This window comes from Halolamina pelagica (genome assembly GCF_001307315.1).
Taxonomy (GTDB): Archaea; Halobacteriota; Halobacteria; order Halobacteriales; family Haloferacaceae; genus Halolamina; species Halolamina pelagica_B.
On record NZ_LGUC01000001.1, the window covers coordinates 2,019,847 to 2,046,504 of the forward strand.

The 26,658-nt window shown below is 69.0% G+C and carries 28 protein-coding genes and 5 pseudogenes; 17 read left to right on the forward strand and 16 right to left on the reverse strand.

The window, feature by feature from the left end:
* Positions 1-86 precede the first annotated feature (86 nt).
* Together SY89_RS18540 and SY89_RS18545 are read left to right on the forward strand one after the other, a co-directional pair.
* Complete coding sequence (locus tag SY89_RS18540; protein ID WP_239685597.1) at positions 87-716, forward strand: outer membrane protein assembly factor BamB family protein; 630 nt, start codon at positions 87-89, stop codon at positions 714-716.
* Positions 623-1,135, forward strand: coding sequence for an outer membrane protein assembly factor BamB family protein (locus SY89_RS18545; RefSeq protein ID WP_239685659.1), 513 nt, complete (start codon positions 623-625; stop codon positions 1,133-1,135). Before SY89_RS18540 ends, SY89_RS18545 begins: the two co-directional genes overlap by 94 nt.
* 36 nt (positions 1,136-1,171) lie before the next feature.
* Here SY89_RS18545 and SY89_RS10485 read toward each other — a convergent pair.
* From SY89_RS10485 to SY89_RS10495, 4 genes and pseudogenes are all read right to left on the reverse strand, one after another.
* Positions 1,172-1,796: pseudogene (locus tag SY89_RS10485) on the reverse strand (RAD55 family ATPase).
* Between the two features lie 45 nt (positions 1,797-1,841).
* Entirely contained in the window at positions 1,842-2,225 is a 384-nt protein-coding gene (locus SY89_RS18550) for a hypothetical protein (RefSeq protein WP_080506673.1), read from the reverse strand.
* Positions 2,168-2,473, reverse strand: a complete 306-nt coding sequence (locus SY89_RS18555) for a nucleotide-binding protein (protein WP_080506674.1) — start codon at positions 2,471-2,473, stop codon at positions 2,168-2,170. Before SY89_RS18555 ends, SY89_RS18550 begins: the two co-directional genes overlap by 58 nt.
* A gap of 78 nt (positions 2,474-2,551) precedes the next feature.
* Positions 2,552-2,923, reverse strand: coding sequence for a YlbF/YmcA family competence regulator (locus SY89_RS10495; RefSeq protein WP_054584177.1), 372 nt, complete (start codon positions 2,921-2,923; stop codon positions 2,552-2,554).
* A gap of 235 nt (positions 2,924-3,158) precedes the next feature.
* Between SY89_RS10495 and SY89_RS19645 the strand changes: the two genes are divergently transcribed.
* From SY89_RS19645 to SY89_RS10510, 4 genes are read left to right on the forward strand one after another with little or no spacing between them, the layout of a single operon-like run.
* Entirely contained in the window at positions 3,159-3,689 is a 531-nt protein-coding gene (locus SY89_RS19645) for a sodium:calcium antiporter (RefSeq protein WP_394325738.1), read from the forward strand.
* Positions 3,599-4,171, forward strand: coding sequence for a sodium:calcium antiporter (locus SY89_RS19650; protein WP_394325739.1), 573 nt, complete (start codon positions 3,599-3,601; stop codon positions 4,169-4,171). Before SY89_RS19645 ends, SY89_RS19650 begins: the two co-directional genes overlap by 91 nt.
* 57 nt (positions 4,172-4,228) lie before the next feature.
* Positions 4,229-4,639: a hypothetical protein gene (locus SY89_RS10505; RefSeq protein WP_054584178.1), complete on the forward strand. Its 411-nt coding sequence runs from the start codon at positions 4,229-4,231 to the stop codon at positions 4,637-4,639.
* Between the two features lie 58 nt (positions 4,640-4,697).
* Positions 4,698-5,582, forward strand: a complete 885-nt coding sequence (locus SY89_RS10510; protein WP_054584179.1) for a hypothetical protein — start codon at positions 4,698-4,700, stop codon at positions 5,580-5,582.
* On the opposite strand, the gene SY89_RS10515 is transcribed toward SY89_RS10510, so the two are convergent.
* A complete protein-coding gene (locus SY89_RS10515; RefSeq protein ID WP_054584180.1) occupies positions 5,579-6,223 on the reverse strand; it encodes an alpha/beta hydrolase in 645 nt (214 codons plus the stop codon). The genes SY89_RS10510 and SY89_RS10515 overlap by 4 nt on opposite strands.
* Before the next feature lie 80 nt (positions 6,224-6,303).
* A pseudogene (locus SY89_RS19655) lies at positions 6,304-7,868 on the reverse strand (ABC1 kinase family protein).
* Positions 7,869-8,025: 157 nt separating this feature from the next.
* Between SY89_RS19655 and ileS the strand changes: the two are divergent.
* Positions 8,026-11,178, forward strand: coding sequence for an isoleucine--tRNA ligase (gene ileS, locus SY89_RS10525; protein ID WP_054584181.1), 3,153 nt, complete (start codon positions 8,026-8,028; stop codon positions 11,176-11,178).
* 132 nt (positions 11,179-11,310) lie between these two features.
* Here ileS and SY89_RS10530 read toward each other — a convergent pair whose 3' ends face one another.
* Positions 11,311-12,528: an FAD-dependent oxidoreductase gene (locus tag SY89_RS10530; protein WP_054584182.1), complete on the reverse strand. Its 1,218-nt coding sequence runs from the start codon at positions 12,526-12,528 to the stop codon at positions 11,311-11,313.
* A gap of 81 nt (positions 12,529-12,609) precedes the next feature.
* Here SY89_RS10530 and SY89_RS10535 point away from each other — a divergent pair, with 81 nt between their 5' ends.
* Positions 12,610-13,284, forward strand: coding sequence for a 2,5-diamino-6-(ribosylamino)-4(3H)-pyrimidinone 5'-phosphate reductase (locus SY89_RS10535; RefSeq protein ID WP_054584183.1), 675 nt, complete (start codon positions 12,610-12,612; stop codon positions 13,282-13,284).
* On the opposite strand, the pseudogene SY89_RS19410 reads toward SY89_RS10535, so the two are convergent.
* Positions 13,285-14,075, reverse strand: a pseudogene (locus SY89_RS19410) (inositol monophosphatase family protein).
* Between the two features lie 127 nt (positions 14,076-14,202).
* Between SY89_RS19410 and SY89_RS10545 the strand changes: the two are divergent.
* The 4 genes from SY89_RS10545 to SY89_RS10555 all read left to right on the forward strand — a co-directional run bounded on the left by SY89_RS10545 (position 14,203) and on the right by SY89_RS10555 (position 17,844).
* A complete protein-coding gene (locus SY89_RS10545; RefSeq protein ID WP_054584184.1) occupies positions 14,203-15,483 on the forward strand; it encodes a Single-stranded DNA binding protein in 1,281 nt (426 codons plus the stop codon).
* Positions 15,480-16,184, forward strand: coding sequence for an RPA family protein (locus SY89_RS19350; RefSeq protein ID WP_321163905.1), 705 nt, complete (start codon positions 15,480-15,482; stop codon positions 16,182-16,184). The genes SY89_RS10545 and SY89_RS19350 overlap by 4 nt, the downstream gene beginning before the upstream one ends.
* 221 nt (positions 16,185-16,405) lie before the next feature.
* Positions 16,406-17,071, forward strand: coding sequence for a hypothetical protein (locus SY89_RS19355; protein WP_321163906.1), 666 nt, complete (start codon positions 16,406-16,408; stop codon positions 17,069-17,071).
* A complete protein-coding gene (locus SY89_RS10555; protein WP_054584185.1) occupies positions 17,071-17,844 on the forward strand; it encodes a metallophosphoesterase in 774 nt (257 codons plus the stop codon). Before SY89_RS19355 ends, SY89_RS10555 begins: the two co-directional genes overlap by 1 nt.
* Here the strand turns inward: SY89_RS10555 and SY89_RS10560 are convergent.
* Complete coding sequence (locus SY89_RS10560; protein WP_054584186.1) at positions 17,841-18,104, reverse strand: hypothetical protein; 264 nt, start codon at positions 18,102-18,104, stop codon at positions 17,841-17,843. The two genes, SY89_RS10555 and SY89_RS10560, sit on opposite strands and share 4 nt — an antisense overlap.
* Before the next feature lie 73 nt (positions 18,105-18,177).
* Between SY89_RS10560 and SY89_RS17285 the strand changes: the two genes are divergently transcribed.
* Genes SY89_RS17285 through SY89_RS10575 form a run of 3 tightly spaced genes read left to right on the forward strand, consistent with a single transcriptional unit; the run spans position 18,178 to position 18,959 of the window.
* Positions 18,178-18,387 carry a hypothetical protein gene (locus SY89_RS17285; RefSeq protein WP_054584187.1) on the forward strand — a complete coding sequence of 70 codons (210 nt, stop codon included), beginning with the start codon at positions 18,178-18,180 and terminating at the stop codon, positions 18,385-18,387.
* Entirely contained in the window at positions 18,384-18,725 is a 342-nt protein-coding gene (locus SY89_RS10570) for a GNAT family N-acetyltransferase (protein WP_054584188.1), read from the forward strand. Before SY89_RS17285 ends, SY89_RS10570 begins: the two co-directional genes overlap by 4 nt.
* A gap of 48 nt (positions 18,726-18,773) precedes the next feature.
* Positions 18,774-18,959: an HEWD family protein gene (locus SY89_RS10575; RefSeq protein WP_054584189.1), complete on the forward strand. Its 186-nt coding sequence runs from the start codon at positions 18,774-18,776 to the stop codon at positions 18,957-18,959.
* 10 nt (positions 18,960-18,969) lie between these two features.
* On the opposite strand, the pseudogene SY89_RS10580 reads toward SY89_RS10575, so the two are convergent.
* A pseudogene (locus SY89_RS10580) lies at positions 18,970-19,649 on the reverse strand (HAD-IIB family hydrolase).
* An 89-nt stretch (positions 19,650-19,738) separates the two neighbouring features.
* Between SY89_RS10580 and SY89_RS10585 the strand changes: the two are divergent.
* A complete protein-coding gene (locus SY89_RS10585) occupies positions 19,739-20,179 on the forward strand; it encodes a hypothetical protein (RefSeq protein ID WP_054584190.1) in 441 nt (146 codons plus the stop codon).
* A 97-nt stretch (positions 20,180-20,276) separates the two neighbouring features.
* On the opposite strand, the gene SY89_RS10590 is transcribed toward SY89_RS10585, so the two are convergent.
* Positions 20,277-21,350, reverse strand: coding sequence for a phytoene/squalene synthase family protein (locus SY89_RS10590; RefSeq protein ID WP_054584191.1), 1,074 nt, complete (start codon positions 21,348-21,350; stop codon positions 20,277-20,279).
* A gap of 132 nt (positions 21,351-21,482) precedes the next feature.
* Between SY89_RS10590 and SY89_RS10595 the strand changes: the two are divergent.
* A pseudogene (locus SY89_RS10595) lies at positions 21,483-22,624 on the forward strand (acyl-CoA dehydrogenase family protein).
* 31 nt (positions 22,625-22,655) lie between these two features.
* Here the strand turns inward: SY89_RS10595 and SY89_RS10600 are convergent.
* From SY89_RS10600 to SY89_RS10615, 5 genes are all read right to left on the reverse strand, one after another.
* Positions 22,656-24,215, reverse strand: coding sequence for a histidine kinase N-terminal 7TM domain-containing protein (locus SY89_RS10600; RefSeq protein WP_054584192.1), 1,560 nt, complete (start codon positions 24,213-24,215; stop codon positions 22,656-22,658).
* On the reverse strand, positions 24,170-24,304 hold the full coding sequence (locus SY89_RS19100; protein WP_275575406.1) for a hypothetical protein: 135 nt from the start codon (positions 24,302-24,304) through the stop codon (positions 24,170-24,172). The genes SY89_RS10600 and SY89_RS19100 overlap by 46 nt, the downstream gene beginning before the upstream one ends.
* Before the next feature lie 50 nt (positions 24,305-24,354).
* Positions 24,355-25,131, reverse strand: a complete 777-nt coding sequence (locus SY89_RS10605; protein ID WP_144427188.1) for a UbiA prenyltransferase family protein — start codon at positions 25,129-25,131, stop codon at positions 24,355-24,357.
* Between the two features lie 223 nt (positions 25,132-25,354).
* Complete coding sequence (locus tag SY89_RS10610; RefSeq protein WP_080506677.1) at positions 25,355-26,371, reverse strand: mechanosensitive ion channel family protein; 1,017 nt, start codon at positions 26,369-26,371, stop codon at positions 25,355-25,357.
* Positions 26,371-26,613, reverse strand: coding sequence for a YhbY family RNA-binding protein (locus SY89_RS10615; RefSeq protein ID WP_054584194.1), 243 nt, complete (start codon positions 26,611-26,613; stop codon positions 26,371-26,373). Before SY89_RS10615 ends, SY89_RS10610 begins: the two co-directional genes overlap by 1 nt.
* Between the last annotated feature and the right edge of the window lie 45 nt (positions 26,614-26,658).

Consider the following 26,658-nt stretch of genomic DNA (forward strand, 5'->3'; position numbering starts at 1 on the left):
CTCTCGGAGCCAGTGTAGCCCTTTCTGGCTGTCTCACGCTCGAGTCGAACTCGTACGAACTCGGGCCGGTCGACGGCGAGTGGCGCATGGACGGCCGGGACGCCGGCCATACGCGCCGGGTCGACGACGGCCCCACAGAGCCAGCCACCGCCTGGCGGACCGAGTTCGACGACGTACGCGGGGTCGGAACGCCGTCGCTGGCCGACGGGGAGCTGTACGTTCCCGCCGACGCAGTCACCGAGACGGCACGCTCACGCTATCGGCTGTACGCACTGTCGGCCCGCGACGGCGGCGTTCGCTGGCAGGTTCCACTCCGCGTGGAGCCAAACGGCGCCCCCGCCGTGAGCGCGGACCGAATCGTCGTCGGCGCGAAGCGGTCGGTGAAAGGCGGGCGTCTCGTCTGTTTCCACCCGCGATACGGCGAGGAACAGTGGCTCTACGACGTTGGATCCCGGCTCACGGCACCGCCGACCGTCGCCGAGGGCGTCGTCTACGTGGGCGACTGGAGCGGCCGCGTCCACGCCATCGGCACACTGGCGGGGACGGTCCGCTGGACTCGCCGGATCGACGCCGGCGAGGGGGGCGATCGTTCGCGACCGCCGGGGCCGTCCACGACGGAACGCTGTATCTCGGTTCGCAGTCGGGGAACACGGGGCTTGTCGCCCTCGACGCTGACAGCGGCGCGGAGCGCTGGCGCGTCACGACAGGCGCCGTGACCGGGGGGCCAGTGGTGGCAGACGACCTCGTCGTGGTTCGGAGCTACAGCACGGTGAGGGCGTTCGACACTGCAGGGGAGCAGCGCTGGACAGTCACCGTGCCGGAGCCCGACCCACAGGCCATCGCGATCAGTGACGAACACGTGTTCATCCCTGCGGGCGACCGCCTGTACGCGATCGACCAAGGTGGGGCGGAGGCGTGGCGACACCAGGTCGACGACGGGCGGGTGGGGACGCCCACGGTCGCCGGCGACGCAGTCGTGTTCCAGGACGGCGAGGGAGGCCTGACTGCGCGAGCGGTCACGGACGGGAGCGAACGCTGGACGGTCACGACGGAGGCGGACGGCCAACCGATCGTCACGGCCGAGGCGCTGTTTCAGGCGAGTCGTCGCGGCGTCGTCGGCTGCGGTGAGAACTAAGAGCGGGGAACTAGAGCCGGAATCGGTGCGTGGGCGTCAGGCGATGTCCCGCGAGGTGTCGATGTTGACGCTCTCGGCCAGGCGGAGCTTGATCGGTTCGGCCAGCGCCTTGCCGCCGCGGAACTTGGGGACGACGAGGCGGTTCTCGATCTCCGCGTTGGTGATGGTCGTCTGCAGGTCGAACACGACATCCGCGACGTGGGCGGTCACGTCGCGGTTGTCCGGCACGTCGACGCCGTTCAGCCCGTGGAGGATCGCGAGGCCCCCGTGTTCACCATCACCGTCTGGAGCTCGTTGAGGAAGCGCCGGAAGCGGGCCCGGTCGTAGCGCTCCAGGCTGTCGACCACGTCGATGATCAACGTCGCGCCCTCCGGGAGCGTGCCGATCAGGCGGTTCGCCTTGTCCAGCGGCGCGTCGCCGCCCACGTCGCGGACGTTCGGATCGCCGGTACGGGTGTTCGTCCGCTCGATCCCGTCGATAACGGCCTGATCGGACCGGACAGTCGTCAGATACAGCGTCGGCCGCGCGGCCGTGAGTTCGTAGAGGAACAGCTCCGACTGGCTAGCGGGCTCTGCGGAGAGCAGCACGATAGAGCCCGCTGGCAGACCCCCTCGAGCTCCCTGTCGAGGACGTCGATACCGGTCGAGAGCCGCCGAGCCATGATGGCTGTTACTGGTGTTGGGGCCAAAAGCGTTCCGCGCAGTTATCAGTCGGCCACAACGTCGCGGTCGAGGAGCGCGGCCGCGGCTCGCTCGTAGCTCGTTCGAACCGACCGCGTGTAAAGCGGACGGTCGTCGACGGCCGGGACAGTGGCGAGCACTGGACAGCCCAGCAGATCGGCCGCGTTCGGTGGGCGGACGGTCGTTTGGGTCAGGACGGCGCCGACGACGGGCGTGTCGACTGCCCGAGCCATCGCCGCCGTCTTCGCGGCGTCCCGGAGCGCCGGCGCACAGGCCGTGCTGACTACCACGACGCCGTCGGCGACCCGTAGCGGCGTCGCGGCGTCGACGCCGGCGCCCGCTGGCGTGTCGATCAGTACTGCCGGCCGGTCGGTGCCGGCTTCCTCCCAGTCCGCCCGGACTGCTGCCAAGCGCTGCTCTGCAGGCGGGAGCGCGCCACTGGGAACGGGGAGAACGCGACAGTCGTGCTCGTCGGCCAGTGGGGGGCGTCGATTGTGGCCTCGGCTCGCCCCGCGCGGGGAACGCGAGCGAGCGCGTGTAAGTCGGGCATGTCCCGGTCGGCGTCGACGACGAGGGGGCGGTCGGGGAGCGCGGCGGCCAGGCCGAGCGACGTGGTCGTCTTTCCAACACCGCCTTTGCCACCGGCGATCGCGAGCATGGGGCTACTGGTCGCGTGATCAGTGAAGAACTCTCGGCCGGAGGCCGGCCGCCCCCGACCGCGCCGCGGCGTCCAGTGTTAGTCTCGACAGCAGCCGCCGGCCTCGCCGCCGAAGTCGATGACGAGCTCCGAAGAGATCGCGTTGTTCACCGCCTGCAGCCGGGCCTGAAGCTCCTCTTCGGCCTCGAGGTACTCGGCCATCTCCGGGAGCGAGTGGAGTTCGTGCTGGGCCTGCCGGACCTCGTCGACGAGCGCCTGGTCGGCCTCGCCGGTCTGGCGGGCCGTAGTGAGCTCGGCGCGGAGCGAGTCGAACTCCGAGATCCGCTGCTGGGCCTCCTCGCTCTCCTCGACAGCTCGCTTGGCTTCCTCGAAGCGCTCGTACTCGTCGGTGGCGGCGATCCGCTCGCCGAGTTCGGCACCGAGGTCCTCGACGGTCTTGGCAACGCTCATGATCTCGATTTGGGAGTGCGCGCGTTTAGGGCTACCGACCGCGGCTGAACGGGGGCCCGGGCCGTTTCACTGATCGCGGCAGACAATTGCCGCGGGCCGCTTCACCGATCGCGGCAGACAATTGCCGCGGGCCGTTTCACCGATCGCGGCAGGCAATCGCTGGGGGACACCTGATCGCCATCGCGCCACGGCCTCGGACGGTGCCGTTTTGAGGGGGCCGTTTGAACGCCCCTCTATGTCGGTGTTGCTCGCGACCGTCGTGACCCTCGTGGCGACGGCCGTCGTCTGGCAGGGGTCGGATATGCTGGAGGAGGCCAGCAACCAGCTCTCCGGCCACTACGGCCTGCCTCCCGTGATACAGGGATCGGTGGTCGCCGCGATCGGCTCGAGTTTCCCCGAGCTCTCAATCGCCGTGCTGTCGGTGGTGATCCACGACACGTTCGACCTCGGTATCGGCGCCGTCGTCGGTTCGGCGGTGTTCAACGTGCTCGTGATACCCGGCCTCTCCGCGCTACTGTCCGAGGACGAACTGAACGCCAACCGCGACGTGGTGTACAAGGAGGCGCTGTTCTACATGCTCTCCGTCGCGGCGTTACTGCTCGTGTTCTCGCTCGGCGTCATCTACTACCCCACGAGAGCGGCCGGCTGGTCGCGCACATCCCGCCGTGGCTCGGGATGCTCCCGATCGCCCTCTACGGCCTGTACGTGTTCATCCAGTACGCCGACACCGTCGAGTACGTCGCCGAACCGCTGTCGAAGTCGGTGAACGTGCGGCGCCAGTGGGGCTCACTCCTGCTCAGCCTCGCGCTCGTGCTCGCGGCCGTCGAGGGGTTCGTCTACGGCGCCGACGTGTTCGCGGCGGCGTTCGGCATCCCCGAGGCGGTCTGGGGGCTCACCGTCGTCGCCGCCGCCACCTCGCTCCCGGACACGTTGGTGTCGATCCGCGCCGCGCGGAAAGGCCGTGGCGTCACCAGCCTCGGGAACGTGCTCGGGAGCAACGTGTTCGACCTCCTGGTGGCTGTGCCGGCGGGGATCGTGCTCGCCGGCGGCGCCGTGGTGAACTACGGCCTCGCGGTGCCGATGATGGCGTTCCTCGTCGTCGCGACGGTGCTGCTGTTCACGACGCTCCGGACGGACCTCCATCTCTCCGACCGCGAGGCGCCGGTGTTGCTCGGCGCCTACGTGGTGTTTCTCTGCTGGATGGTGCTCGAGACGGTCGGCGCGGTCGCGTTCGTGCCCGGGCTCTGAGGCGGCGGGCGCGCCGTCGCCGGTGCCCTTTTGCGGTCGTCAGCCGAGTACCCACCAATGCCGCCGGTTTCCGTCGGTACGTTCGCCAGCGAGTTCCGGGGCCGATCCGCGAGCGACCGGACCGCGTTCGTCGCCGCGCTCTGGGACGCTCGCGGCTGGGAGACAACCGTGGAGGCCGACACCGTCGTCGCCGAGCAGGAGGACGAACGACGCCGCATCCGCGTCGTCGACCCGGGTCGGTTCGGCACGCCGGATCTGGACGGCGTCGACGTGCTCGTCACCGCACGCGATCGTGCGGCCGTCCGCGACGCCGCCGCGGACGCCGGTGTCGCGTACGTGCCGCCCGCAGAACTGCGCGACCTGCTGCTGTACGGGATCGATCGCGACACTGCCGCACGGCTCTACACGGAGTGGATCGATCACCCCTCCAGCGGTCGGTCGACAGCGACGGAACCGGGTCGACCGTAGTCGACAGAGTGCGGGCCGGCTCCCCGCGATCGGGGAACATCGCCGGGCGATCGTCGCGGTGCTCGCGGTCGCACTCCTCGGCGTCGTCGTCGCCGGCCCGCCGCTCACAGGTTGGGGGGATCCGGGCCCGTCGCCGATCACGGCAGCCAACGTGACACCGGACGAGGCTGCCGGGGGCGCGATCGACGCCGAGAGCCCGACAGCAACTGCGATGCCTGGGCTCAGCCCCGGCGTCACGCGAGCGGGCGTCGTCGATCCGGTTGCGCTGGCCGAGGCCCACGTCGCGGGCGTCAGGAACCGCTCGCGGACCGTGTCGTGGGAGCTCACGTCGACCGCGGACGCCACCACGGTCCGGAACGCGACGGCACGGATCGCGAATGCGACCCAGTACCAGCGACGGACACTGATCGTTCACCCGACCGATAACGGCACGAGCCGGGTCGTGGACGAGAACTACGCCGGCGGCGACGGCGTGTTCCGCCGGATCAGCTTCCCGAACGAGACGCGCTACGCACGCTACGACCTCGGGGCGTACCCGGCGACGGAGATCGACGCCGGCGTCGAAACGTACCTTTACCGCTACTTCCTCGGCGCCGACGCCGTCGTCACGTGCGCGATCGAGTACGACACCGACTGTCCGACGTACCGAGTGGAGATCGACGGCGAGACGCCGGCCGCCTTGCCGGAAGAAGTCGAGGAGTACGAGGCACTGCTGATCGTCTCCGACCGAGGCGTGATTACGACGATCCGGGCGAGCTACACGCTGCCCGACCGCGACGACGACGGCGAGCGCGAGCAGGTCCGGTTCGCACTCGACTACCAGTTCGAGGACGTCGACGTGACGGCGCCGGCGTGGCTACCCGAGGCACGGAACGCGACCGCGACCGGCACCACCACGGGGACAGCGACACCGACGGAGAACGCGACAGCGACCGAGAGTTAGTCGTACTGCTCGACGAACGCGGAGACGGCCTCGAGTTCGTCCGGGGTGATCCCGTGCCCGCCCGCGAACGTTTCGAAGGTCACGTCGGCGCCCGCCTCCCGCATCCCGTCGGCGGCCGCCTCACAACGGCTCGCGGGGATGATCTGGTCGGCCGCGCCGGCGCCGACGAAGACGGGCTTGCCGGCGATCCCCTCGGGCGAACGGCCGGCGTGGGACTCGGCGAGGTAGCCGTGGTGGGCCGCGACCCACGCGAACGTGTCCGGCTGCTCGAGCACGAGCGAGAGGCTGGTGATCGCGCCCTGACTGAACCCCAGCAGACCGAGGGCGTCGGGGTCGAGGCCGTAGGCGTCGACGGCGGCGGCGACGGATTCGGCGACGAGATCGAGGCTACGACGGAACCCTTCGGGGTCGGGCTGGCTCGACTCGAGGCCGCCGGCCGAGAGGTCGAGGTCGTACCAGGTGTAGCCGCCCTGCAGGCGGTCCGGCGCGCGGAAGCTGATCACGTGGCGGTCGCCCGGGAGTCGCTGGGCGACCGGGAGGAGGTCTTTCTCGTCGGCGCCGCGACCGTGCAAGACGAACAGGGCGGCGTCGGCGTCGCTGTCGGGTTCACGGTGGACGTGTTCGAGCGGAACGTCGGTCATGGACCGAGGTTGGCGGGGCGGCGGTTTGAACGTCTCCCTTGTGGCACGTTGGCCGGCGACCCGGTTCTCGCTGGGAGCGCTCAGCCGTGATCCCGGACGAGATAGACGGCGAGGAAGACGACCGCGAGGCCGGCTGCCGGAGTCGCGTACGGTCGGGCGCCGAGGGTGAGAACGGCCGCGGTGACGCTCAGCGCCCCAGCGAGCACCGCGTAGCCGAGCGCCGGGTCGCCCCCCGCCCTGCCGTCGGCTGGCTCGGTCCGGACGACCACCTCCCCGCGTTCGAGCTGATCGAGCGCCCGGTCGAACCGGGTCGGGAGACGGGCCAGCGCGGGGACCGACTGCTGGGCGTCGTCCAGCGTCTCCCCGACGAGCGCCGCGAGCTCGCTCTCGATGAGCCCCTGCTCGAGCAGGAACGTTCGGACGGCCGCGAGGAAGTCGAACTCGGGGTCGAGCTGCCGACAGACGCCTTCGCCGACGGTACCGACGCGGAGCAGCAACATCACGTCGGGCGGGATCCGGAACGGGAACTCCCGGAGCGACGCCATCAGTTCGGTGATGATGGCCCGCCAGGTGACGTTCGACCGGCCCGAGAGGTTCTCGACGACGAGTTCGAGGACGCGTCGAACTTCGGTGCGGTCGACGCTCGCCTCCAACACGTCGAGCGCGATCAGCGCGTCGACGAGCCCGTCGAGGTCGCGCCGGACCAGCGCTCGGTAGAGATCGACGATTTCGTCCTGCACCGGCGGGGGGAGCCGCTCGCTCATCCCGAAGTCGAACAGCAGCAGGCGCCCCTCGTCGGTGACCGCGAGGTTCCCGGGTGCGGGTCCGCGTGGAACACGCCGTCGACCAGCCCCATCTTCAGGTAGATCTCGGTGATCCACCTCGCCATCTCGTGGTGGTCGACGTCGACGCTGTCGAAGGCATCCTCGTCGGTTACCTTCCGGCCGGTGAGGAACTCCATCGCCAGCACGCGTTCCGAGCAGAGTTCCGGGTAGCTGGCGGGCACGACGACCCGGTCGTCCTCGGCGAAGTTCTCGCAGATCTCGTCCATGATCTCCCGCTCGCGCGCGAAGTCGAGTTCGTCGAGGATGATCTCCTCGAAGTCGTCGGCGACGTTCCGCACCGAGTAGCGCTGTCGCTCGTCGAGGAACGGGGTGACCACCGGGAGCAGCCCGCGGATCACCCGGAGGTCGCGCTCGATCATGGGCTCGAGCCCGGGGCGGCGAACCTTGATCGCGATCCGCTCGCCGTCGTACACGGCCGTATAGACGAACGCGAGCGACCCGCCGGCGACGCGTTCGAGCGTCGAGAGGTCGAGCTCGTCGCCGAGCTCCGTCTCGAGGACCGTCCGCGGGTCGCCGCCCGCGCCCTCGGGTATCTCGTCCTGCAGCGTGCCGAACACGTCGGTGTACGTCGGCGGAACGATGTCCGGCCGCGTGGAGAGCACCTGCCCGACCTTGATGAACGCGGGGCCGAGCTCCAGCATCGTATCCCGGATGCGTTCGGCGCGTTCGCGGTGGACCGCATCGCTCACGCGCCGACCTGGGCCGAACAGCAGGAACCGACGACGGTCACGGAGGAAGCTGATCGCGAACGGGAGGAACCGGAAGACGACCAGGAGATACCGGCGGACGAGCCCGGCCATCTCAGCGCACTCGCGGGCTCCGGTTATGCTCCCTCTGACTGACCATACGCCGGGGTTCGGCTAGGGGCCGTATATAGGCTGGTGAGCGACGACGGCGTTCCGACAGCCCGACTGCCGGACCACCGGGTTGATAAGCGACCCAACACTGCCAAGACGTATGGACGAGGAGGTCCCGGACCAGTACGACCCGCAGGCGGTGGAGGACACCGTCTCGGCGTACTGGGACGACCACGACGCTTACGAACGGACCAAGGAGGCACACGCCGACGACCCACCATTCTTCTTCGTCGACGGCCCGCCGTACACCTCCGGCCAGATGCACCTCGGTACCGCGTGGAACAAGACCCTCAAGGACTCGGTCATCCGGCGCAAGCGGATGGAGGGCCACCACGTCACCGACCGGCCGGGGTACGACATGCACGGGCTGCCCATCGAGACCAAAGTCGAGCAGGAGCTCGGCTTCGAGTCCAAACAGGACATCGAGGACTACGGGATGGAGTCGTTCATCCAGGAGTGCAAGCGGTTCGCCGTCGAGAACCGCGAGAACATGGACGAGGACTTCCAGTCCATCGGCGTCTGGATGGACTGGGAGAACCCGTACCAGACCATCTCGCCGGAGTACATGGAGTCGGCGTGGTGGGCGTTCTCGCAGGCCCACGACAACGAACTCGTCGAGCAAGGGAAGCGCTCGATCACGCAGTGTCCCCGCTGTGAGACCGCGATCGCGAAAAACGAGGTCGAGTACCACCAGGTCGAGGACCCCTCGATCTACGTGCAGTTCCCGCTGGCCGACCGCGAGGGGAGCCTCGTCGCGTGGACCACCACGCCGTGGACCGTCCCCGCGAACACGTTCATCGCCGTCGACGAGGGCGCAACGTACGCGAAGGTACGCGCCGAGAACGACGGCGAGGAGGACGTGCTCTACGTCGCGACCGAGTGCGTCGAGGACGTGCTGAAGAAGGGCCGGTACGACGAGTACGAGATCGAGGCGGAGCTGCCGGGCGCTGACCTGATCGGGTGGCAGTACGACCACCCGCTGGCCGAGGAGGTGCCGGAGCACCCCGCTTTCGACGGCGCCGGCGAGGTGTACCACGCCGACTACGTCGAGACCGACCGCACCGGGCTGGTCCACTCCGCGCCCGGCCACGGGCAGGAGGACTTCGAGCGCGGCGAGGAGCTCGGGCTGGAGATCTTCTGTCCGGTCGGGGGCGACGGCGTGTACGACGAGCGCGCCGGCAAGTACGCCGGCCAGTTCGTCCGCGACGCGAACGACGACATCATCGACGACCTCCGCGCGAACGGCTATCTGCTCGCCCACGAGTCCTACACCCACGACTACGGGCAGTGCTGGCGGTGTGACACGGACATCATCTTCCTCGCGACCGAGCAGTGGTTCATCACGGTCACCGACGTGAAGGAGGACCTCCTCGACAACATGGAGGACAGCGAGTGGCACCCGCCGGAGGCGCGGGACAACCGCTTCCGGAACTTCATCGAGGACTCGCCGGACTGGAACGTCTCCCGGCAGCGCTACTGGGGCATCCCGATCCCGATCTGGACGCCCGAGGACAGCACGGCCGAGGAGACGACCGAGGACGACTGGATCGTCGTCGGCACCCGCGAGGAGTTGGCCGAGCGCGCCGATCAGGACGTCGACGCCGACGAGCTCGACCTCCACCGGCCGACCGTCGACGACCTCACGATCACCGAGGGCGAGACGACCTACACCCGCGTCCCGGACGTGTTCGACGTGTGGCTGGACTCCTCGGTGGCGTCGTGGGGGACGCTCGACTACCCCGGCGAGACCGAGGCCCACGACGAGTTCTGGCCCGCCGACGTGATCGTCGAGGCCCACGACCAGACCCGCGGCTGGTTCTGGTCCCAGCTCGGTATGGGTACCGCCGCCGTCGATCAGATCCCCTACGACGAGGTCGTGATGCACGGGTTCGCGCTGGACAGTGACGGCCGGAAGATGTCCAAGAGCCTCGGCAACATCGTCACGCCCCACGAAGCAATCGAGGAGGTCGGCCGCGACCCGCTTCGGGCGTACCTGCTCAGCCACGACCAGCACGGCGCCGACCTGCGCTTCGAGTGGGAGGGGCTGCGCGAGATGCAGTCGACGCTGAACATCCTCTGGAACGTGTTCCGGTTCCCACTGCCGTACATGGAGCTGGACGACTACGACCCCGGCGAGGCCGACCTGCGCGACGGGGAGCTCAGCGTCGTCGACGAGTGGGTGCTCTCCCGGCTCCAGACCGTGAAACAGGAGACCGAGGCGGCGTGGGATGAGTACGCCGTCCACGACGCGCTCAACGTCCTGCTCGACTTCGTCACCGAGGACGTGAGTCGGTTCTACGTGAAGGCGATCCGCGAGCGGATGTGGGAGGAGTCCGACTCGGCGAGCAAGCGCGGCGCCTACGCGACGCTGGCGACCGTGCTGAACGAGGTCGTCCGCCTGCTCGCGCCGTACACGCCGTACCTCGCCGACCGGATGTACCAGACCCTCGACGGCGAGGCCGACACGGTGCATATGCTCGGGGCGCCGACGCCGGACGACGAGTGGCACGACCCCGAACTGGAGCGAAACATGGCCGTGCTCCGCGAGGTGGAGGAGGCCGCCGCGAACGCGCGCCAGCAGGGCGGGCGGAAGCTCCGCTGGCCCGTTCAGGAGGTCGTGATCGAGACCGACGACGAGGCTGTCGCCGGCGCCATGCGCGACCTCGAGGAGCTGTTCCTCGAGCGCGTGAACGCCCAGTCGCTCACGGTGACAGACCACTACGAGGATCTCGTCGAGATCGCGGACCCGCAGATGAGCGTGATCGGGCCCGAGTTCGGCGGCGACGCACAGGACGTGATGGCCGCGGTGCGCGGCGAGCCCCGCGAGGCCGTCGAGTCCGGCGTCGACGTGAACGGCGAGACGGTCGAACTCGGCGACGAGATGGTCGCGTACGACACCGAACCGCCGGAGCACGTCTCCGGCGCCGAGTTCGAGGGCGGCAGCGTCTACGTCGACACCGAACTCACCGAGGAGATCGAGCGCGAGGGGTACGCCCGGGACCTGATCCGCCGGGTGCAGGAGACCCGGAAGCGCCTCGAACTCGACGTGGAGGAGGAGATCCGCGTCGCGGTCGAGATCGACGACGACCGGGTCGCCGGCTTCTTCGACGACCGGCGTGACCTCGTGGCCGACGAAGTGCGAGCGGCCGCGTTCGTCGACGTGAGCGAGATCGACGGGGAGCGCGGTCTCGTCGAGGAGTGGGAGATCGAGGGCGTCGACGTGACCATCGGCGTCGAACCCGTCGACGACTGACTCGCGCTCCCGGCGACGAACTTTTTTGACCGATGACGGGGCCAACCCGTCGTGTGATCTGAGAACCGGGGCGCGACGAACGAGGCGGGAGTCCGGAGCCCGTCGCGCCGACCACCGCTCTCCGGCTGTTCGCTACTTTCTGATCACGTCGCTGTCAGCGGGGCCGATGGCGCTGAACTCCCGCGCCAACTGGTCGAGCCGTCCCGGATCGTCGGCGCCCGGCAGCGGCTCCTCGGCGGTTCGGCAGGGTTCGTCGACGCCCAACGCTCCACAGACGCGATCAGTAACGGCCTCGGCCATGCGGCGGTAGGTCGTGAGTTTCCCGCCGACCACGCTCACGAGCCCCGGCGCAGCGTCGTGGTCGACGATCGCGAAGTCACGGGAGATCCCCCGCCCTTCGCGGTCGAGTTCGTCCGGTTCGTAGAGTGGCCGGAGCCCCCAGTAGGTTCGGTCGACGGCGGCGTCGGCGAGCGCCGGGAGCATCGCCGCGCACTCGGAGACCGTGCGCTCGACCTCCCAGTCCTCGCGGTCGAACGCGTCGGGGTCGTCGACGGCGACGCTTGTCGTCCCCAGCACCGCTTGCATGCCGTGTGGGACGACGATATCGCCGTCAGCTGGCTCGCGGCAGCGGTTCAGCACGGGTTCCAAGCCGGCGTAGTCGACGGCGACCATCACGCCCCGAGTGGGCCGCATCCCCAACTCCGCCCCGGCCATCGCGGCGACTTCGCCGGCCCACGGCCCGGCGGCGTTGACTACCGCGTCGGCGGCGATCGACGCCCCGTCCGCGACGGAGACAGCGAGGCGCTTGGACGAGTCCGGGCCAGAGCCGATGTCGACCACCGGCGCGTCAGTGTGGATGTCCGCCCCGTGCTCCCGGGCGCTGGCTGCCGTCGCGGCGACGAGCCGTGCGGGAGAGACCACCCCGTCCGGCACCGCGAACCCCTCCTCGACGCGATCGGCGATCGCGGGCACGCGCTCCCGGATTTCACCGGCGTCGAGTCGTCTGGGCTCCATCCCGAGCGTCTGGCAGGCATCGAGCTTCCGGTCGAAGTACGCCGGATCGTCGGCGGCGAGGCGGACGAACAGGCCACCGGCGTCGTCGATCGCTGCGGGCGCGATCTCCCGGAGCGTACGGTTCTCCCGCAGGCAGTCCGCGGCGCCCTCGGGGTCGGACTCGGCGTAGCGCGCGCCGCTGTGGAGGACGCCGTGGGAACGGCCCGACGTGCCGGCGTTGAGCCCCGCGTCGCGTTCGAGCAGCGTCACGTCGACGCCGCGCATCGCGAGGTCTCTGGCGACACCGACCCCGGTCGCGCCGCCACCGATCACGACTACCTCCGTCTCGACGGTCATCGGCGGCTCTCGGGTGCGGCCGGACTTGAGCGTTCCCGCTCGGACCGAAAAAGTCGACCCCGCGGCGCGTCGAGAGGGCGTATGCACGTCCACGTCAACGCCGCCGAGAGCGTCGACGGAAAGCTCTCCACGCACGAACGCGAGCAGGTGGCGATCTCCGGCCCCGAGGATTTCGACCGCATGGACGCGCTCCGAGCGGAGTCCGCGGGCGTGCTCGTCGGCGTCGGCACCGTCCTGGCCGACGATCCCTCACTGACGGTGAAAGACGCCGAGCGGCGCGAGCGGCGGACAAACGACGGGAAGGCTCCGAACCCCGCTCGTGTGGTCGCCGACTCCCGTGCTCGCACGCCGCCGGACGCCGAGATCCTCGACGATTCGGCGGCGACGTACGTGCTCGCCAGTGAAGCCGCCGACGAAGCGGAGGTCGCCGCGCTTTCGGCCGCCGGCGCGACGGTGATCACCGCCGGATCGAGCCGCGTCGACCTTTCGGCGGCGTTCGAGCAGCTCGAAGCTCGTGGCGTCGACCGCCTGCTGGTCGAAGGTGGCGGCGAACTCATCTTCTCGCTGTTCGATGCCGGCCTGGTGGATCGGCTCACGGTGTACGTCGGCTCCGTCGTGATCGGCGGTCGTGACGCACCGACACTCGCCGACGGCGAGGGGTTCACGGACCCGGAAACGTTCGCGGCGCTGTCGCTGACGGACGTGGCGCGGTTCGACGACGGCGTCGTACTGACGTACGACGTACAGAAGGAGTAGTTACTCGAACGCCGCGACGAGGTCGTCGTGTGCGTGCCCGTTGGAGGCGATGATCCCGTCGGCACCGGGAGTCCAGCGGTCCCCCGCGAGATCGGTGACGGTGCCGCCGGCTTCGCGGACCAGATGAACCCCGCCCACCGTGTCCCACGGGGAGAGCGACATACTCGACACGGCCGCGTCGAGTTCCCCCGCGGCGACCGAGGAGAGCGCGAACTGGGAGCTCCCGAACCGCCGACAGTCACCGAACTCGTCGACGATGATCGAGGTGTACTCCGAGAGCTTCCGGCGGTTGGCCGGCGAGAGGCCGAATATCGGGTTGATCGTGAACGTCTCCGGACGCGTGCGCTGACTGACGCTGATCGGCTCACCGTTGCGCGTCGCCCCCTCGTCGCCGGCGGCGAAGCAGTCGCCGAGCGCGGGGAACTCGTTGACCGCGGCGACCCCTCGGCGCCCTCGGCGGCAGCGACCGAACAGCACCAGATACGGTTGCCGGCGACGAAGTTGTTGGTGCCGTCGATGGGGTCGACGATCCACGCCCTCCCCGATTCCGGGAGTGTCTTCTGGGTCTCGATCTCCGGCAGCTCCTCCTCACCGACGATGACTGCGTCCGGCTCGTCGGTTCGGAGGATGTTGGCAACGCGTCGCTGGACCTCCCGATCGAACTCCGTCACCGAATCGAGCTCGTTTGCCTTCGTCTCCACCGTGAGCGGGCCGCGGAACCCGCCGTGTGCGACCTCGCCGCCGGTCGTGGCGGCCTCACGGGCGAGAGAGAGCGATGTCGTCGCGTCCATACCGCTCTCGTACGGCCCGAGATGCAAGGGTGGTTCGGTCCGACAATGGCTTCGAGGGACTCCTCGCCGACGCGACCGGGACCGCGCGGACGAACGCTTATTAGCTATCGCGGCCCAACTCCCCACGATGGACGTAGATAAGCACGCCGACGAGCTTGCCTCCGCTCTCGGTGTTGACAAAGAGGAGGTCAAAGAGGATCTGGAGAACCTGCTCCAGTACAGCGTCCCGATCGACGAAGCCAAACAGAGCGTCCGCCGGAAACACGGCGGCGGTGGCGGCGGCGGCGACGCCACGCCCGAATCGCTCGACGTGGCGGACCTGACGACCGAGCACGACAACGTCACCGTGACGGTTCGGGTGCTCACCAAGGGGACTCGCTCGATCCGGTACCAGGGCGAGGACATCACCATCCGCGAGGGCGAGTTCGCCGACGAGACCGGCACGGTCTCCTACACCGCCTGGCAGGAGTTCGGCTTCGAGCCGGGCGACAGCATCACCGTCGGCAACGCCGGCGTCCGCGAGTGGGAGGGCCATCCAGAACTCAACCTGGGCGACAGCACCAGCGTCGCCCTGGAGAGCGACGAGGTCGAGGTACCGTACGGGATCGGCGGCGAGCGCGACCTGATCGACCTCGAACCCGGCGATCGCGGGCGAACCGTCGAGGTGAACGTCGTGGAAGTGGAGGAGCGAACCATCGACGGCCGGGACGGCGAGACCGAGATCCTCTCGGGCGTCATCGGCGACGAGACCGGCCGGCTCCCCTTCACCGACTGGGACCCGCATCCGGAGATCGAGACGGGCGAGAGCGTCCGGCTCGCGGACGTGTACGTCCGGGAGTACCGCGGCGCCCCCTCGGTGAACGTCTCGGAGTTCTCCACGGTCGAAGCGCTCGACGCCCCCGTCACCGTCACCGACTCGGCGCCGTCGATGTCGATCGGCGACGCCGTCACGGCGGGCGGCCTGTTCGACGTGGCGCTGTCCGGTAACGTGATCGAAGTCCGTGACGGCTCCGGGCTGATCGAACGCTGTCCGGAGTGCAACCGCGCGATCCAGAACGGCGAGTGTCGCTCCCACGGCGACGTGGAGGGCGTCGACGACCTCCGGACGAAGGCGATCCTCGACGACGGCACGGGGACGTGTACGGTGATCCTCGGCCGCGAGCTCACCGAGTCGATCTACGGCGGCGACCTCGACGACGCGCGCGATGCCGCCCGCGAGGCGATGGACCGCGAGGTCGTCGCCGAAGACATCGCCGCGGAACTGGTCGGCGACGCCTACCGCGCCCGCGGCTCGCTGTCCGTCGACGAGTACGGCGCGAACCTCAACGCCGACGCGTTCGAGCCGGTCGACGAGGATCCCGAGACGGCCGCGCGCGACCTGCTCGCGGAACTGGGGGTGGGCGCATGAGCGCCGACGGCGGTCCGGGGAACCGCGAGGTCGCTCGCCGACTGTTCGCCGCGGAGTTCGACGACGCCAGCCTCTCGTACTCCGAGAGCGACGAGGAGCGTGCCCCCAACTACGTCGTGACGCCGACCGGCGCACGCGTGAACCGCCTGTTCGCCGTCGGCGTCCTCACCGAGGTCGAGCAGGTGAACGAGGACAGCCTCCGCGGGCGCGTCGTCGACCCGACGGGCGCGTTCGTCACCTACGCCGGCCAGTACCAGCCCGACGAACACGCGTTCCTGAACCGGACCGAGCCGCCGACGTTCGTCGCCCTCTCCGGGAAGGCGCGCACGTTCGAGCCGGAGGACTCCGACCGCGTGTTCACCTCCGTCCGGCCGGAGAGCATCAACGAGGTCGACGCCGACACTCGGGATCGCTGGGTGGTTTCGGCCGCCGAGCGAACCCTGTACCGGATCGCGATCTTCGCCGAGGCGCTCGACTCGGGGCTGCGCGGCGACGACCTCCGCGCGGCGTTCGAAACCACGAGCGTCGATCCCTCCCTGGCCGCCGGTATCCCGAAAGCCATCGAGCACTACGGCACCGGAACGGCCTACCTGGAAGCCGTCCGCGAACTCGCAGTCGAAGCGGTCGAACAGGTCGCCGGCGAACGCGACGCTGTCGGCGCGCTCGAGGCCGAACCGGGCGAGGGGGGCCCGTCGAACTAGGACCGCTTCCCGAGGTCGCCATCGATCTCGGCGGCGCCGCGAGCCAGGTCGAGGCCACGACCGAGGCACCGACGGAACCCGAGACCACCGAGACCGCCGAAGTGGAAACGGCGACAGAAACAGCCGAGGAGGCGCAACCGGCGTCCGAACCCGCCGAGGAAGCGGAGCCCCCAGCTGACGAGACTGCGCCAGACGAAGACGAGCCGGCAGCCGGCGAAGACGTGTCCACAGACGCGGAAGCGACGACTGCCGAGGCGGCGGAACCGACAGCCACGGCCGACGACGAGCCGGCCACGGAGACGACACCGACAGGCGAGCCAGCCGACGAACCGGCCGCTGCCGACGCGGACGACGAGTCAGCCGAAATCGCCGCCGACGGCGAGGAACTCGGGGACTTCGACGCCGGCGGGTCGGTCCAGGAGACCGTCGAGAGCGAGGCCGAGGAGCTCGAGGATTTCGACCCCGAGGAAACCGTCGACGACGAGGAGGCGCTGACCGAAAGCGAGCGCCAGGAGGTCAAAGAGGAGTTCGGCACCGAGTTCTCGACCGGCACCGAGGTCGACGAGCCCGGCGAGGCCGGCATCGACGTGCCCACCTCCGAGGAGGAACTGGAGGAGATCGAGTCCGAGATGGCCGACGAGGAGGAGCCGGCCGAGGAGTCCGCCGACGAGGCGGCGTCGGAGGAGCACGAGTACGACCTCGAGGACGCCGTCGTCGACGCGATGGCCGAACTCGACGACGGTGACGGCGCCGACCGTGACGCCGTGGTCGACCGCGTCGTCGACGAGTACGGCGCCGACCCCGACGCCGTCGACGACGCGATCCAGGGGGCGATGATGAGCGGGAAGTGCTACGAGCCCAACGACGGCACCCTCAAGGCGATCTGATGGGGCGGCCAGCGGTCGATCCCATCCCCGACGCCCCGGCGGCGACACTCGATCTCGGCGCCGAGCGTGCGCTGGCGGTCGCCGACTACCACGCGGGCATCGAGGTCGGCCTGCGCTACGAACGCGGCGTCGAACTCGACTCCAACGCCGACCAGCGCCGGGAGCGACTGCTCTCCCTGCTGGATCGAACAGCTGCCGACCGCGTGGTCGTCCTCGGCGATCTGGTCCACCGGATCGCCGAACCCGGCGGCGACGAAGCCGAGGAGGTACGCGACCTGCTCGACGCCCTCGACGCTCGCGGCGTACCGCTGACGCTCGCCCGGGGCAACCACGACGGCGGCGTCGCCGACGTGTTCCCCGACCGGATCGACCTGCTTCCTGCCGAGGGCGTCAGGAGCGGCGACGTGGGGCTGGTTCACGGCCACACCTGGCCCGGCGCCGAGGCGCTCTCGGCGTCGACGCTCTGTATGGGCCACGAGCATCCCTCGGTTCGCCTGACCGACGAGGTCGGCGGGAGCCGGGTCGAGCGGGCGTGGCTCCGCGGCCCGCTCCGACGGGAGCCGTTTCTCGAGGCAGTTGACGAAGCCGCCGACGGCCTCGACTGGAACGATCCGGAGCTGGTGGTGTTCCCCGCGTTCAACGATCGTTCGGGCGGGACGTGGATCAACGTCGAGGGGGAGTCGTTCCTCGCGCCCTTCCTCCCCGAGGCACTAGCCGGCGGGGAGGCGTACCTGACCGACGGCACGCGGTTGGGCCCGTATCGGGAGATCTAGACGAACAGGGCGATCGTCCCGACGACCGCGGCGGCGACGGCAGCCCACCACACCGCCGTGGGCTCGTCGGGGCCGCCCGCCCACTGGGGACGGGCGACGCCGAGGAGGGCGACGACCGTCAGCAGCAGGAACCCGACGAGTGCGGCGGCGTTCCCCGGCCACACGCCGACACGAACCACCGCGACCCCCCACGAGAGGCTCTGCGTGGCGCCGAGCCAGCAGAGAGCGAGCCAGAACGTACGGCGGGTGGAGAGTGCCACGCTCGGAAGGGGGCGCGACCGCGGAAAAACTGTCGGGCGAAATCCTGAAGCCGGCGGCGGGGGAGGCTCGGCTATGAACGTTCGTGACGCGAAGCCGGAAGACGCCGCGGAGATCGCTGCGGTCGCCAGCGCGTCGTGGCACGCCGCCTACGACGACCTGTTGGGTGCCGACACCGTCGAGGCGACCGTCGACTCGTGGTACGACGCCGACTCGCTTCGCGAGGAGATCCGGGAGACGGGGGAGGGGGCGGTTGCTTTCTGGTCGCCGATGCCGACGGAGTGATCGGCTTCGCCAACGCGGGGCCGGCGCGAGACCGGGAGGGCGATCCGGCGGGGCCGGAGGCGTTCTTTTCGCGGCTCTACGTCGCGCCCGACTCCTGGGGCGAGGGCATCGGGACGAAACTCACGGCGACGGTCGCCAGACAGCTGGCGGACGCAGGGCTCGAACGGGTCTGGCTGGAGGTGTTCGAAGCCAACGAGCGCGGCCGGTCGTTCTACGAGTCGGTCGGGTTCGAGCGGATCGGAAGCGTGACCGAGACGTTCGGCGGACGGGACGTGACGACGGTGCATCTGTCGGCACCGGTCCCAGCGCTGGTCGAAGCGACGCCGGCAGTCGAATAGAGTACCGACGGCGCAAGCTTCATCCCGGTGAGCGGCGTCCACGTCTGCATGAGCGACCTCCTTCGCACGCCCGAGCGCCGCACTTGCGAGCGCTGTGGGCGGGTCGAACAGTACGACGACGGCGTCTGGCGAGCCGAGGGGCTCGGGAATCTGTACTGCATCCACGAGTGGGATATCGACGGCACGTTCGTGCCGATCAAACGCGACCGGTCAGTGGCTGCCGAGGAGTGCTGACCCGACTGTTCTACTCGCCCTCTGCGTTCCGTACCGCCCGAAGCGCGTCGAGAGTGCCGTCGATGTAGCCACGGTCGAGCACGAAATCGGCCGCCCGGGCCGCGGTCTCGTCGGCGTTGGCGACGGCGTAGGCCTCCCCGACCACGTCGAACATCGAAGCGTCGTTCTCGCTGTCGCCGACGGCGACGAACGCGGCCGGGTCGTAGCCGAGCACCTCGGCGACGCCCGTCAGGGCTGCCCCTTTGCTCACGCCGGGCGTCGTGAGGTGGAACGCGTAGCCCGTGTCGACGAACTCGAGTTCGAACTCCCCGGCCACCGTCCGGAGGAGCTCCTCGTCGGCGGTTCGGCTGACGGCCACCTCGGTCTCCCGCCACCGGTTGATCGTGTCGACGCCGTCCCAGCCGAGCTCGCCGCCGCGGTCCTCGAACGCGGTGATCGCGGCGTCGACGCGTTCGGGGTCGCCCGCGTAACGCAGGTCGCCGTCCGCGAGCGCGACACCACCGTTCTCGGCGACGACGCGTTCGGGATGCCGGCAAACTGACAGAGCGCGACCGGGTACGGGAACGACTTCCCGGTCGCGAGCACCACCGGCGCGTCCCAGTCGGCCAGCACTGAGAACGCTCGCGGCGCGATCGTGTGTTCGGGCGTCGTCAGCGTGCCGTCGATATCCAGCGCCAGCGGCGGCGTCATGGGTCGAGGGCCGTGGGCGAGGGGCAAAACCCTCCCGAATAGGGGGCGAGAGAACAACCCTTTTCGCCGTGGCCCCGGAACCCCGAGGTATGGCAGACGAACCCGACGACACCGAGGACGCCGTCGAGGAGAACGGTGACGAGGAGGAGAAGTCCTTCCGCGAGCGCGTCGAGGAGATCCGCCAGCGACGCGAGGAGGAGCGCGAGGAAGGCGAGGCGCCCGGTCCGGGCGGGATGGGCGGCGGCCCGCCCGAGATGGGCGGCGACGGCCCCGGCGGCAACCCCTTCGCACAGATGATGTCCGGCATGATGGGCGGCGGTGGCGGCCCCGGCGGGATGGGCGGCGGCGCGCCCGGCATGGGCGGCGGTCCCGGCGGCATGGGCGCGGAAGGCGCCGAGGAGGGCGGCGACGCCGGCGGCCGGCAGGCCCAGGCGACCGAAGACATGGTGCGGGAAGTGCGACAGCTCCGCGACGAGGTCCGCGACGCGACCCGCGAACTGCGACGGATCGCCGACGCGCTGGAAGACTGAGGCGACGGTTTTCTGCGGACGTTTTCGACCGACTACGGAGCCGCGCCGCTCGCGACCGTGTCGTCGCCCGCAGCAACAGGGACCCGAACCCGGCCGGTCAGTCCGCGCTGGTCGGCTGCTGGTGGAACGGCGCGCTGGCGATACGCTCACGGAAGGAGGGGAGCGCGTCCCGACCCTTCGAACTCATCGCGCTCACGACCGCGAACACCTCCTTCCGGGACACTTTCACGCCCGACTCCGTCAGCACGTCCTCGGGGTGTTCGCGCACCTCACGGAGCGTCCCGACCGCGAGGAGGAACGGGACCGCCCACGCTTCGAGGGTGTTGCCGTCCCGGAGCGGCACGTGCTGGAGGTACGTGCCGGCGTCGTCGAGGTACGAGCGCGCGAGATCCGTCGTGCGGCGGACGACCGAGGTGGCGCCCTCGCGTTTCTCGGGGTCGAGCACCTCGTCCTGTTCGACGCCCTCCTCGGCGAGCCACTCGGCGGGGAGGTAGACGTTGTTCTCCTCGCTGTAGTCGTCGTACACGTCCTTCGAGACGTTGACCAGCTGGAGCAGCAGGCCGAACTCCTCGGCGGTCTCGTAGAGCGTCTGCTCGCGCTCGGCGTCGATCTCGCCCCGGGTGACGAGATTGGTGATGAGGTTGCCCACGGTGCCGGCGGCGTAGTAGCAGTACTCCTCCAGTTCGCGCTTGTCGTCGATGCGGAGGCCGCCGTCGTCGGCGTAGCGCTCGACGAAGTCGGCCATGCCGTCGACCATCTCCCGGACCGGCGGGGTGATCGCCTCACGCACGTCGGCCGGCAGCGCGTCGAACGTCGCGACGATGCGGGGAGCGCTGGCGACGACAGCCCAGTCGGCGTTGCGTTCCGATTCGGGAGGCACCCACTCCGCGACCGAGTCGGCGAACGCCTCGGCGTCGGTCTCGTCGGTCGGGTCGATGGCTGCGTCGTAGGTCCGCAGGAGGGCTGCCTGCTCCGCGGGCGGGATGTGTGAGGCGTCCTCGACGGTGTCCGCCACCCGACAGAGGAGGTACCCGAGACAGATGTACGAGTCCATCGGCTCCTCGAGCACGTCGACGGTGAGCGCGAACGTACGGGAGACGTCTTGGACGGCCTCGTGACACCACGCGAGGTCTTCGGACGGAACGTCTGCGAGGGGGTCGGGTCCGGGCATTCGGTTTGTGGGCCCTATGACGAGCGGCGTTAAAAGTCTCTCCCAAGCGGGCCGCAAGCACGTTTCCGACCGCTCGCGGGGGGTCAGGACGGGGTAGAAAACCCTAAGCCCGCGCCGAAAGGACTCAAGGGTATGGACTTTGGGCTGAACGCCGAGCAGCGACAGATCCGCGACACCGTCGCCGAGTTCGTCGACGAGGAGGTCGTCCCCGCGCCCCCGAGATCGACGACACTGACGACCACCCCGACGATCTGGTCGACCAGATGGCCGATCTGGGGCTGATGGGGATGCCGTTCCCGACGGAGTACGGCGGCGCCGGGCTCGACTACCACAGCTACGCGATCGGGATCGAGGAGATCTCCCGGGGCTCAGGCGGCCTCGGCACCATCGTCGCCGCCCACACTTCCCTGGCGGGGAACATGCTGTACGAGTTCGGCGACGAGCACCAGAAGGAGGAGTACCTCACGCCCCTCGCGGCCGGCGACGACCTCGGCGCGTTCGCGCTCTCGGAGGCGGGCGCGGGCAGCGACGTGCCCGCGATGACGACGACCGGGGAGAAAGACGGCGACGAGTACGTCATCAACGGCGGCAAGCTCTGGACCTCGAACGGCTCCGTGGCGGACACGGTCACCGTGTTCGCGAAGACCGACCCCGATGCGGGCAACAAGGGGATCTCCGCGTTCGTGGTCCGGCCCGAGGAGGACGACGGCTTCATCGTCGAGAACACCGAGCACAAACTCGGCGACAAGGGCTGTCAGACGGCGGAGCTCCGGTTCGACGACCTCCGGCTCCACGAGGACCGACTCATCGGCGACGAGGGTGACGGGTTCGTGCAGGCGCTCAAAACGCTCAACGGCGGCCGCATCTCCATCGCCGCCCGCGGCGTCGGCATCGCCCGCGCCGCCAAGGAGGCCGCCGCGGACTACGCCACCGACCGCGAGCAGTTCGACCAGCCCATCTCGGAGTTCCAGGCGATCCAGCACAAACTCGCCGACATGGACACGAAACTACAGGCCGCGAAGCTGCTGATGCACAAGGCCGCGGACCTGAAGATGCGCGACGAGGACTACATCAAGGAGGCCGCCCAGGCGAAGCTCTACGCCAGCGAGGTGAGCCGTGAGGTGGCCAACGAGGCGATCCAGGTCCACGGCGGCTACGGCTACACGAAGGACTTCCCTGTCGAGCGCTACTACCGCGACGCGAAGCTGAACGAGATTTACGAGGGCACCAGCGAGGTGCTGCGGAACACGATCGCCCAGCAGCTACTGGACTGAGCCGATTCCCCCGGCTGGCCGAGCCGGAAGCTCACTTCCCCGAATCGCTCCGCGACGCCCGCCGGAGGCGAACCCCGATGCACGAGCCGTCGGGGCCCGTCCGCGAGACGAGGTCGCCGTCCGACCGCTTGACGATCCAGTGGACCAGCCAGAGGCCGATACCGGAGCCGTGGCTCAGGTCCGTCTCCTCCTCGGCGTCGAGCACTTGGAGTTCGAACCGGGGGATGCCGGGGCCGTCGTCCTCGACGAACAGCGTCACCCGCTCGTCCTCAACTGACGCGTAGATGTCGACGTTCGCCGGGCCGGTGCCGTCGTTGTGGACGACCGCGTTCTCGACGAGCTCCCGGATCGCGACATGGAGTTTCGGGTGGGCGGTGACCCACACGGCCGGCACGTCGACGGATATCGACGAGGGCGTCTCCCCGAGTTCGAGGCTGGCGACGGCGCGGTCGACGACCCGATCGAGCGAAAGCGATTCGGCCTGTTCGTCGGTGAAGATCTTTGCGACGTCTTTCGTCTTTCGGGTGGTCGCAATGAGCTCCTCGGCCGACGAACGGATGCGGCTGGCGTACTCATCGACGTCCTCGTCGGAGTCGAGCATCCCCGCGTAGCCGGCGATGACGTTCAACCGGTTGCGGAAGTTGTGCCGGAAGACGCGGGTGATGACCTGTTTGAACAGCTCCAGATCCTGCTGGCGGTTCGTTATCGGGGTCACGTCGGTCAGTACGACGACGCGTCCCTGCATCCCCCGGTAGTGTGTCACCGGCGACTCCTTGACGGAGTAGTACCGGATCTCGTCATCGCGTGTGATCGAGAGGATGCCCGGGTCGGTATCGATCTCGGTCTCACGGTGTGCTCGAAGCACCGAGGAGAGTTCCTTGGCGACCACGTCCGGTCCGAGGAGATCGGCGGCCTTCCGGTTCGCGTCCAACACTTCGCCGTCCGGACTGGTGATGAGAATGGCGTCCTCTACCTGTTCGAACGCCTGCTCACGGGCGATCGTGACCGTCTTGAGGAAGCCGTTTTGCTGTGTCGAGACCGCGAACGCGAGCCCCGAGAGGGAGAACACGATCGGAGTGGGGTAGAAGTAGATCGGGACGAACCCGGCCACCTTCAGTAAGGTCGAGAGGGCGAGCATCGTGAACACCAACAGGAGATACGCGATCTGTCTCCGACGCGCCCCCGTGGTTCGGATCGCCTCACCGAGCAGCATCCCGGTCGCCAGGCTGACCAGGAGGTAGCCGTACACCTTGACGACGAGCACTTTGACCGGTCCCCCGAACTGTGGGTAGTGGAGGATTCCCGCGGCGTCGACGTAGTACTCTCCCGTGTAAATCAGGTTCTGCGGGTTCCACCACGAGAGCACGAACAGCACACCGACCGGAAGAAGGAGGCCGGCGACGAGCGAGCGGCTTGGGGGCTTCGTGCCGACGTACTCGTAGACGAAGAGGAACATCGCCACCGATGCCCCCGGGATGACCGCCCAGAAGACGTTCGCCAGCGCGAGCGTCGATTCGGGCGATTGGAGGAGCGTGAACGTGCCGACTAACAGCGCCCAGACGCCCCAAGCACCATCGTCACGATGAACCAGAGCACGCCGGGTTTGTGCCGATCGTCGAAGAGAAAGTAGACGATGAGTAGCGCCGGACCCACACCCAGATACGTGAGGGCCGCCGCCATGGTCGGTGATAACCCCGGCGCCATTGCCCCATTATTGAACTACCGGTGTGTTAACGGTACGTATCTCCCGCCCACCGGTCCGGTACTCCGGGCGGCGGGCCGGCTGCGCTCGCGGCCGCTGTGAGCCACCGAAAGCCGGCGAGGTACGCGAAGTAACAGCCCAGCAGGACGACGATCCCCGGCCCGCCGACTACCCAGAACAGACCGGCGCCGGCGGCTTTCGCCCCGACGACGAACAGCCGGGTGCGGGCGGCGCCGAGCCGGCTCGCGAGCGTTCCGTGGTCGACCTGCTCGTCGCCTTCGACGTCGGCGGCGTTCCGTGACTCTACGCCGCCAAAGACGACGAGCGTCCACGCGAGGAACGTCGCCCCCACCGAGGCTGAGAGCCCAACGTCGCCGACGGCGACGACGGTGGCGACGATCAGCGACGACCAGGTACCGGCGACGGCGAGGGAGTCGACCACCGGAACCGCTTTCAGCCGGAGATAGACGGCCAACACCACGAACGGGAGATGTGCGACTGCCAAGGCTCCCAGCCCATCGGGCCGGTGCAGGGGGAGTGAGGCGACGAGCAGGCTCTCGTAGGCGATCACCGCGACCAGCTCTGTCGCCTGGAGCGGGCGGTCGTATCGTGTCACCAACCGGCTCCGGACCGGGTGGTTCAGCCTGTCGTCGTCGGAGACGCCTCGTCGGTCCCTCACGTAGACGGCGTAGACCACGAAGGCCGGCAAATAGAGCCCCCAGCCGAGCGCCTCGAGGGAGACCCCAAGCGCCATCGCTGTCACCGCCACCATCAACACCGAGGCGACCGCGAGCCAGACGCTCAACGTCAAGAAGAGCCGAAGCGCGTCCCAACAGATCGGAACCACGCCCCCACGGTCGCCGCCGGTCGCGTGCGCCGACGAGGGAAGCTGTCCTGGTGGCATTCGACTACTGGGCGAGAACGAGGCCGGCTAGCACCGTTGCCAGCCCTGCTGGGTCCAAACCGTTCGCGGCGATGTCGGCGATAACGTAACTTCGGTTGTCAATCAATTTAGGCACGAACGTTGGTTAGGAATACTGACTCTTGAAAGGATGGGTCACACGCGGCACCGGACGACCGACACCGCACGTGGTCGCCCGAGAGCGACGAGCCGGCCGCAACCGCAGCTCAGTGCTGGACCATCTCCGGCGGCAGTTCGATCCCGCCCGAGATGTCCCGCTGGGGAACGGGATCTCGATGCCCGCCTCGTCGAACCGCCCCTTGACGTTCCTGACGTACTCCGAGCGGATCTTCACGAAGTCCGCCCGCGAGGGGTTGTCGATCCAGATGCGCGAGCGCAGGCCGACGTAGGAGTCCGCGAGTTCGGTCAGGCGCACGCTGGGTTCGGGATCCGAGAGGATCTCCGGGTGGCGCTCGGCCTCGTCGACGATGATCTCGGTCGCGCGGTCCACGTCGTCGTCGTAGCCGATACCGAACGTGAACTGCAGCCGGAGGGTCTCCTTCGCGACGGGGTTTTTGATCACGCCGTCGGTGAGCTGGGAGTTCGGCACCGTGAGCAGCTCGTTGTCGAACGTTCGCACGCGGGTGACGCGGAAGGAGATATCCTCGACGATGCCGGAGTTGCCGTCCCACTCGATCCAGTCACCGATGCGAAACGGGCGGTCGGTGTAGATGAACAGGCCGGCGACGAAGTTGGCGATCACGTCCTGCAGCGCGAAGCCGATCGCGAGCGTCGCCGCGGCGGCGATGGTCGCGAGCGACTGGAGGAAGTCGCCGAAGCCGGCGAAGCCGAAGGCGACGGTGATCCCGACGAAGACGATCAGCACCGACGTGATCTTCCGGATGGGCCGGCGCGCGTGCGCGTCGAGGCCGCGAGCCTCCAGCACGCGCTCAAGCACGGGGTTGATCGTCGCTTTTCCCCCGAGATACACCGCCGCGAACACGGCGACGAACACGACCGCGGCGCCGACGGCGTTGGCCAGCACGGTCGGGAGGAACTGGTCGAGAAAGGCCGCGACGACTTTGTTCGCGCCGGCGGCGGACCCGCCGGCCGCGGGCGTCGCTGTCGTCTGCAGGATCGGCATCAGTGCAACACCGCCGTGTGGCCGCGCGTCTCGATCACCTCGGCGTCGACACGCTCGGCCAGTTCTGCCGCCAGTTCTTCGGTGTCGTCGGTTCCCCGGGCCGACCGGAGGAACTTGATCTTCACCAGTTCGCGATCGTCGAGCTGGTCGGCGAGTTCGTCGACGACGGCGTCGATACCGCTTTTCCCCACCCAGACGGTGACGTCGAGGTCGTGTGCCTGCTTGCGTAACTCTTCGGACATTCTTACCGGAACCACTGCCCGGGGAAGCTTTGAACCTTCGGTATA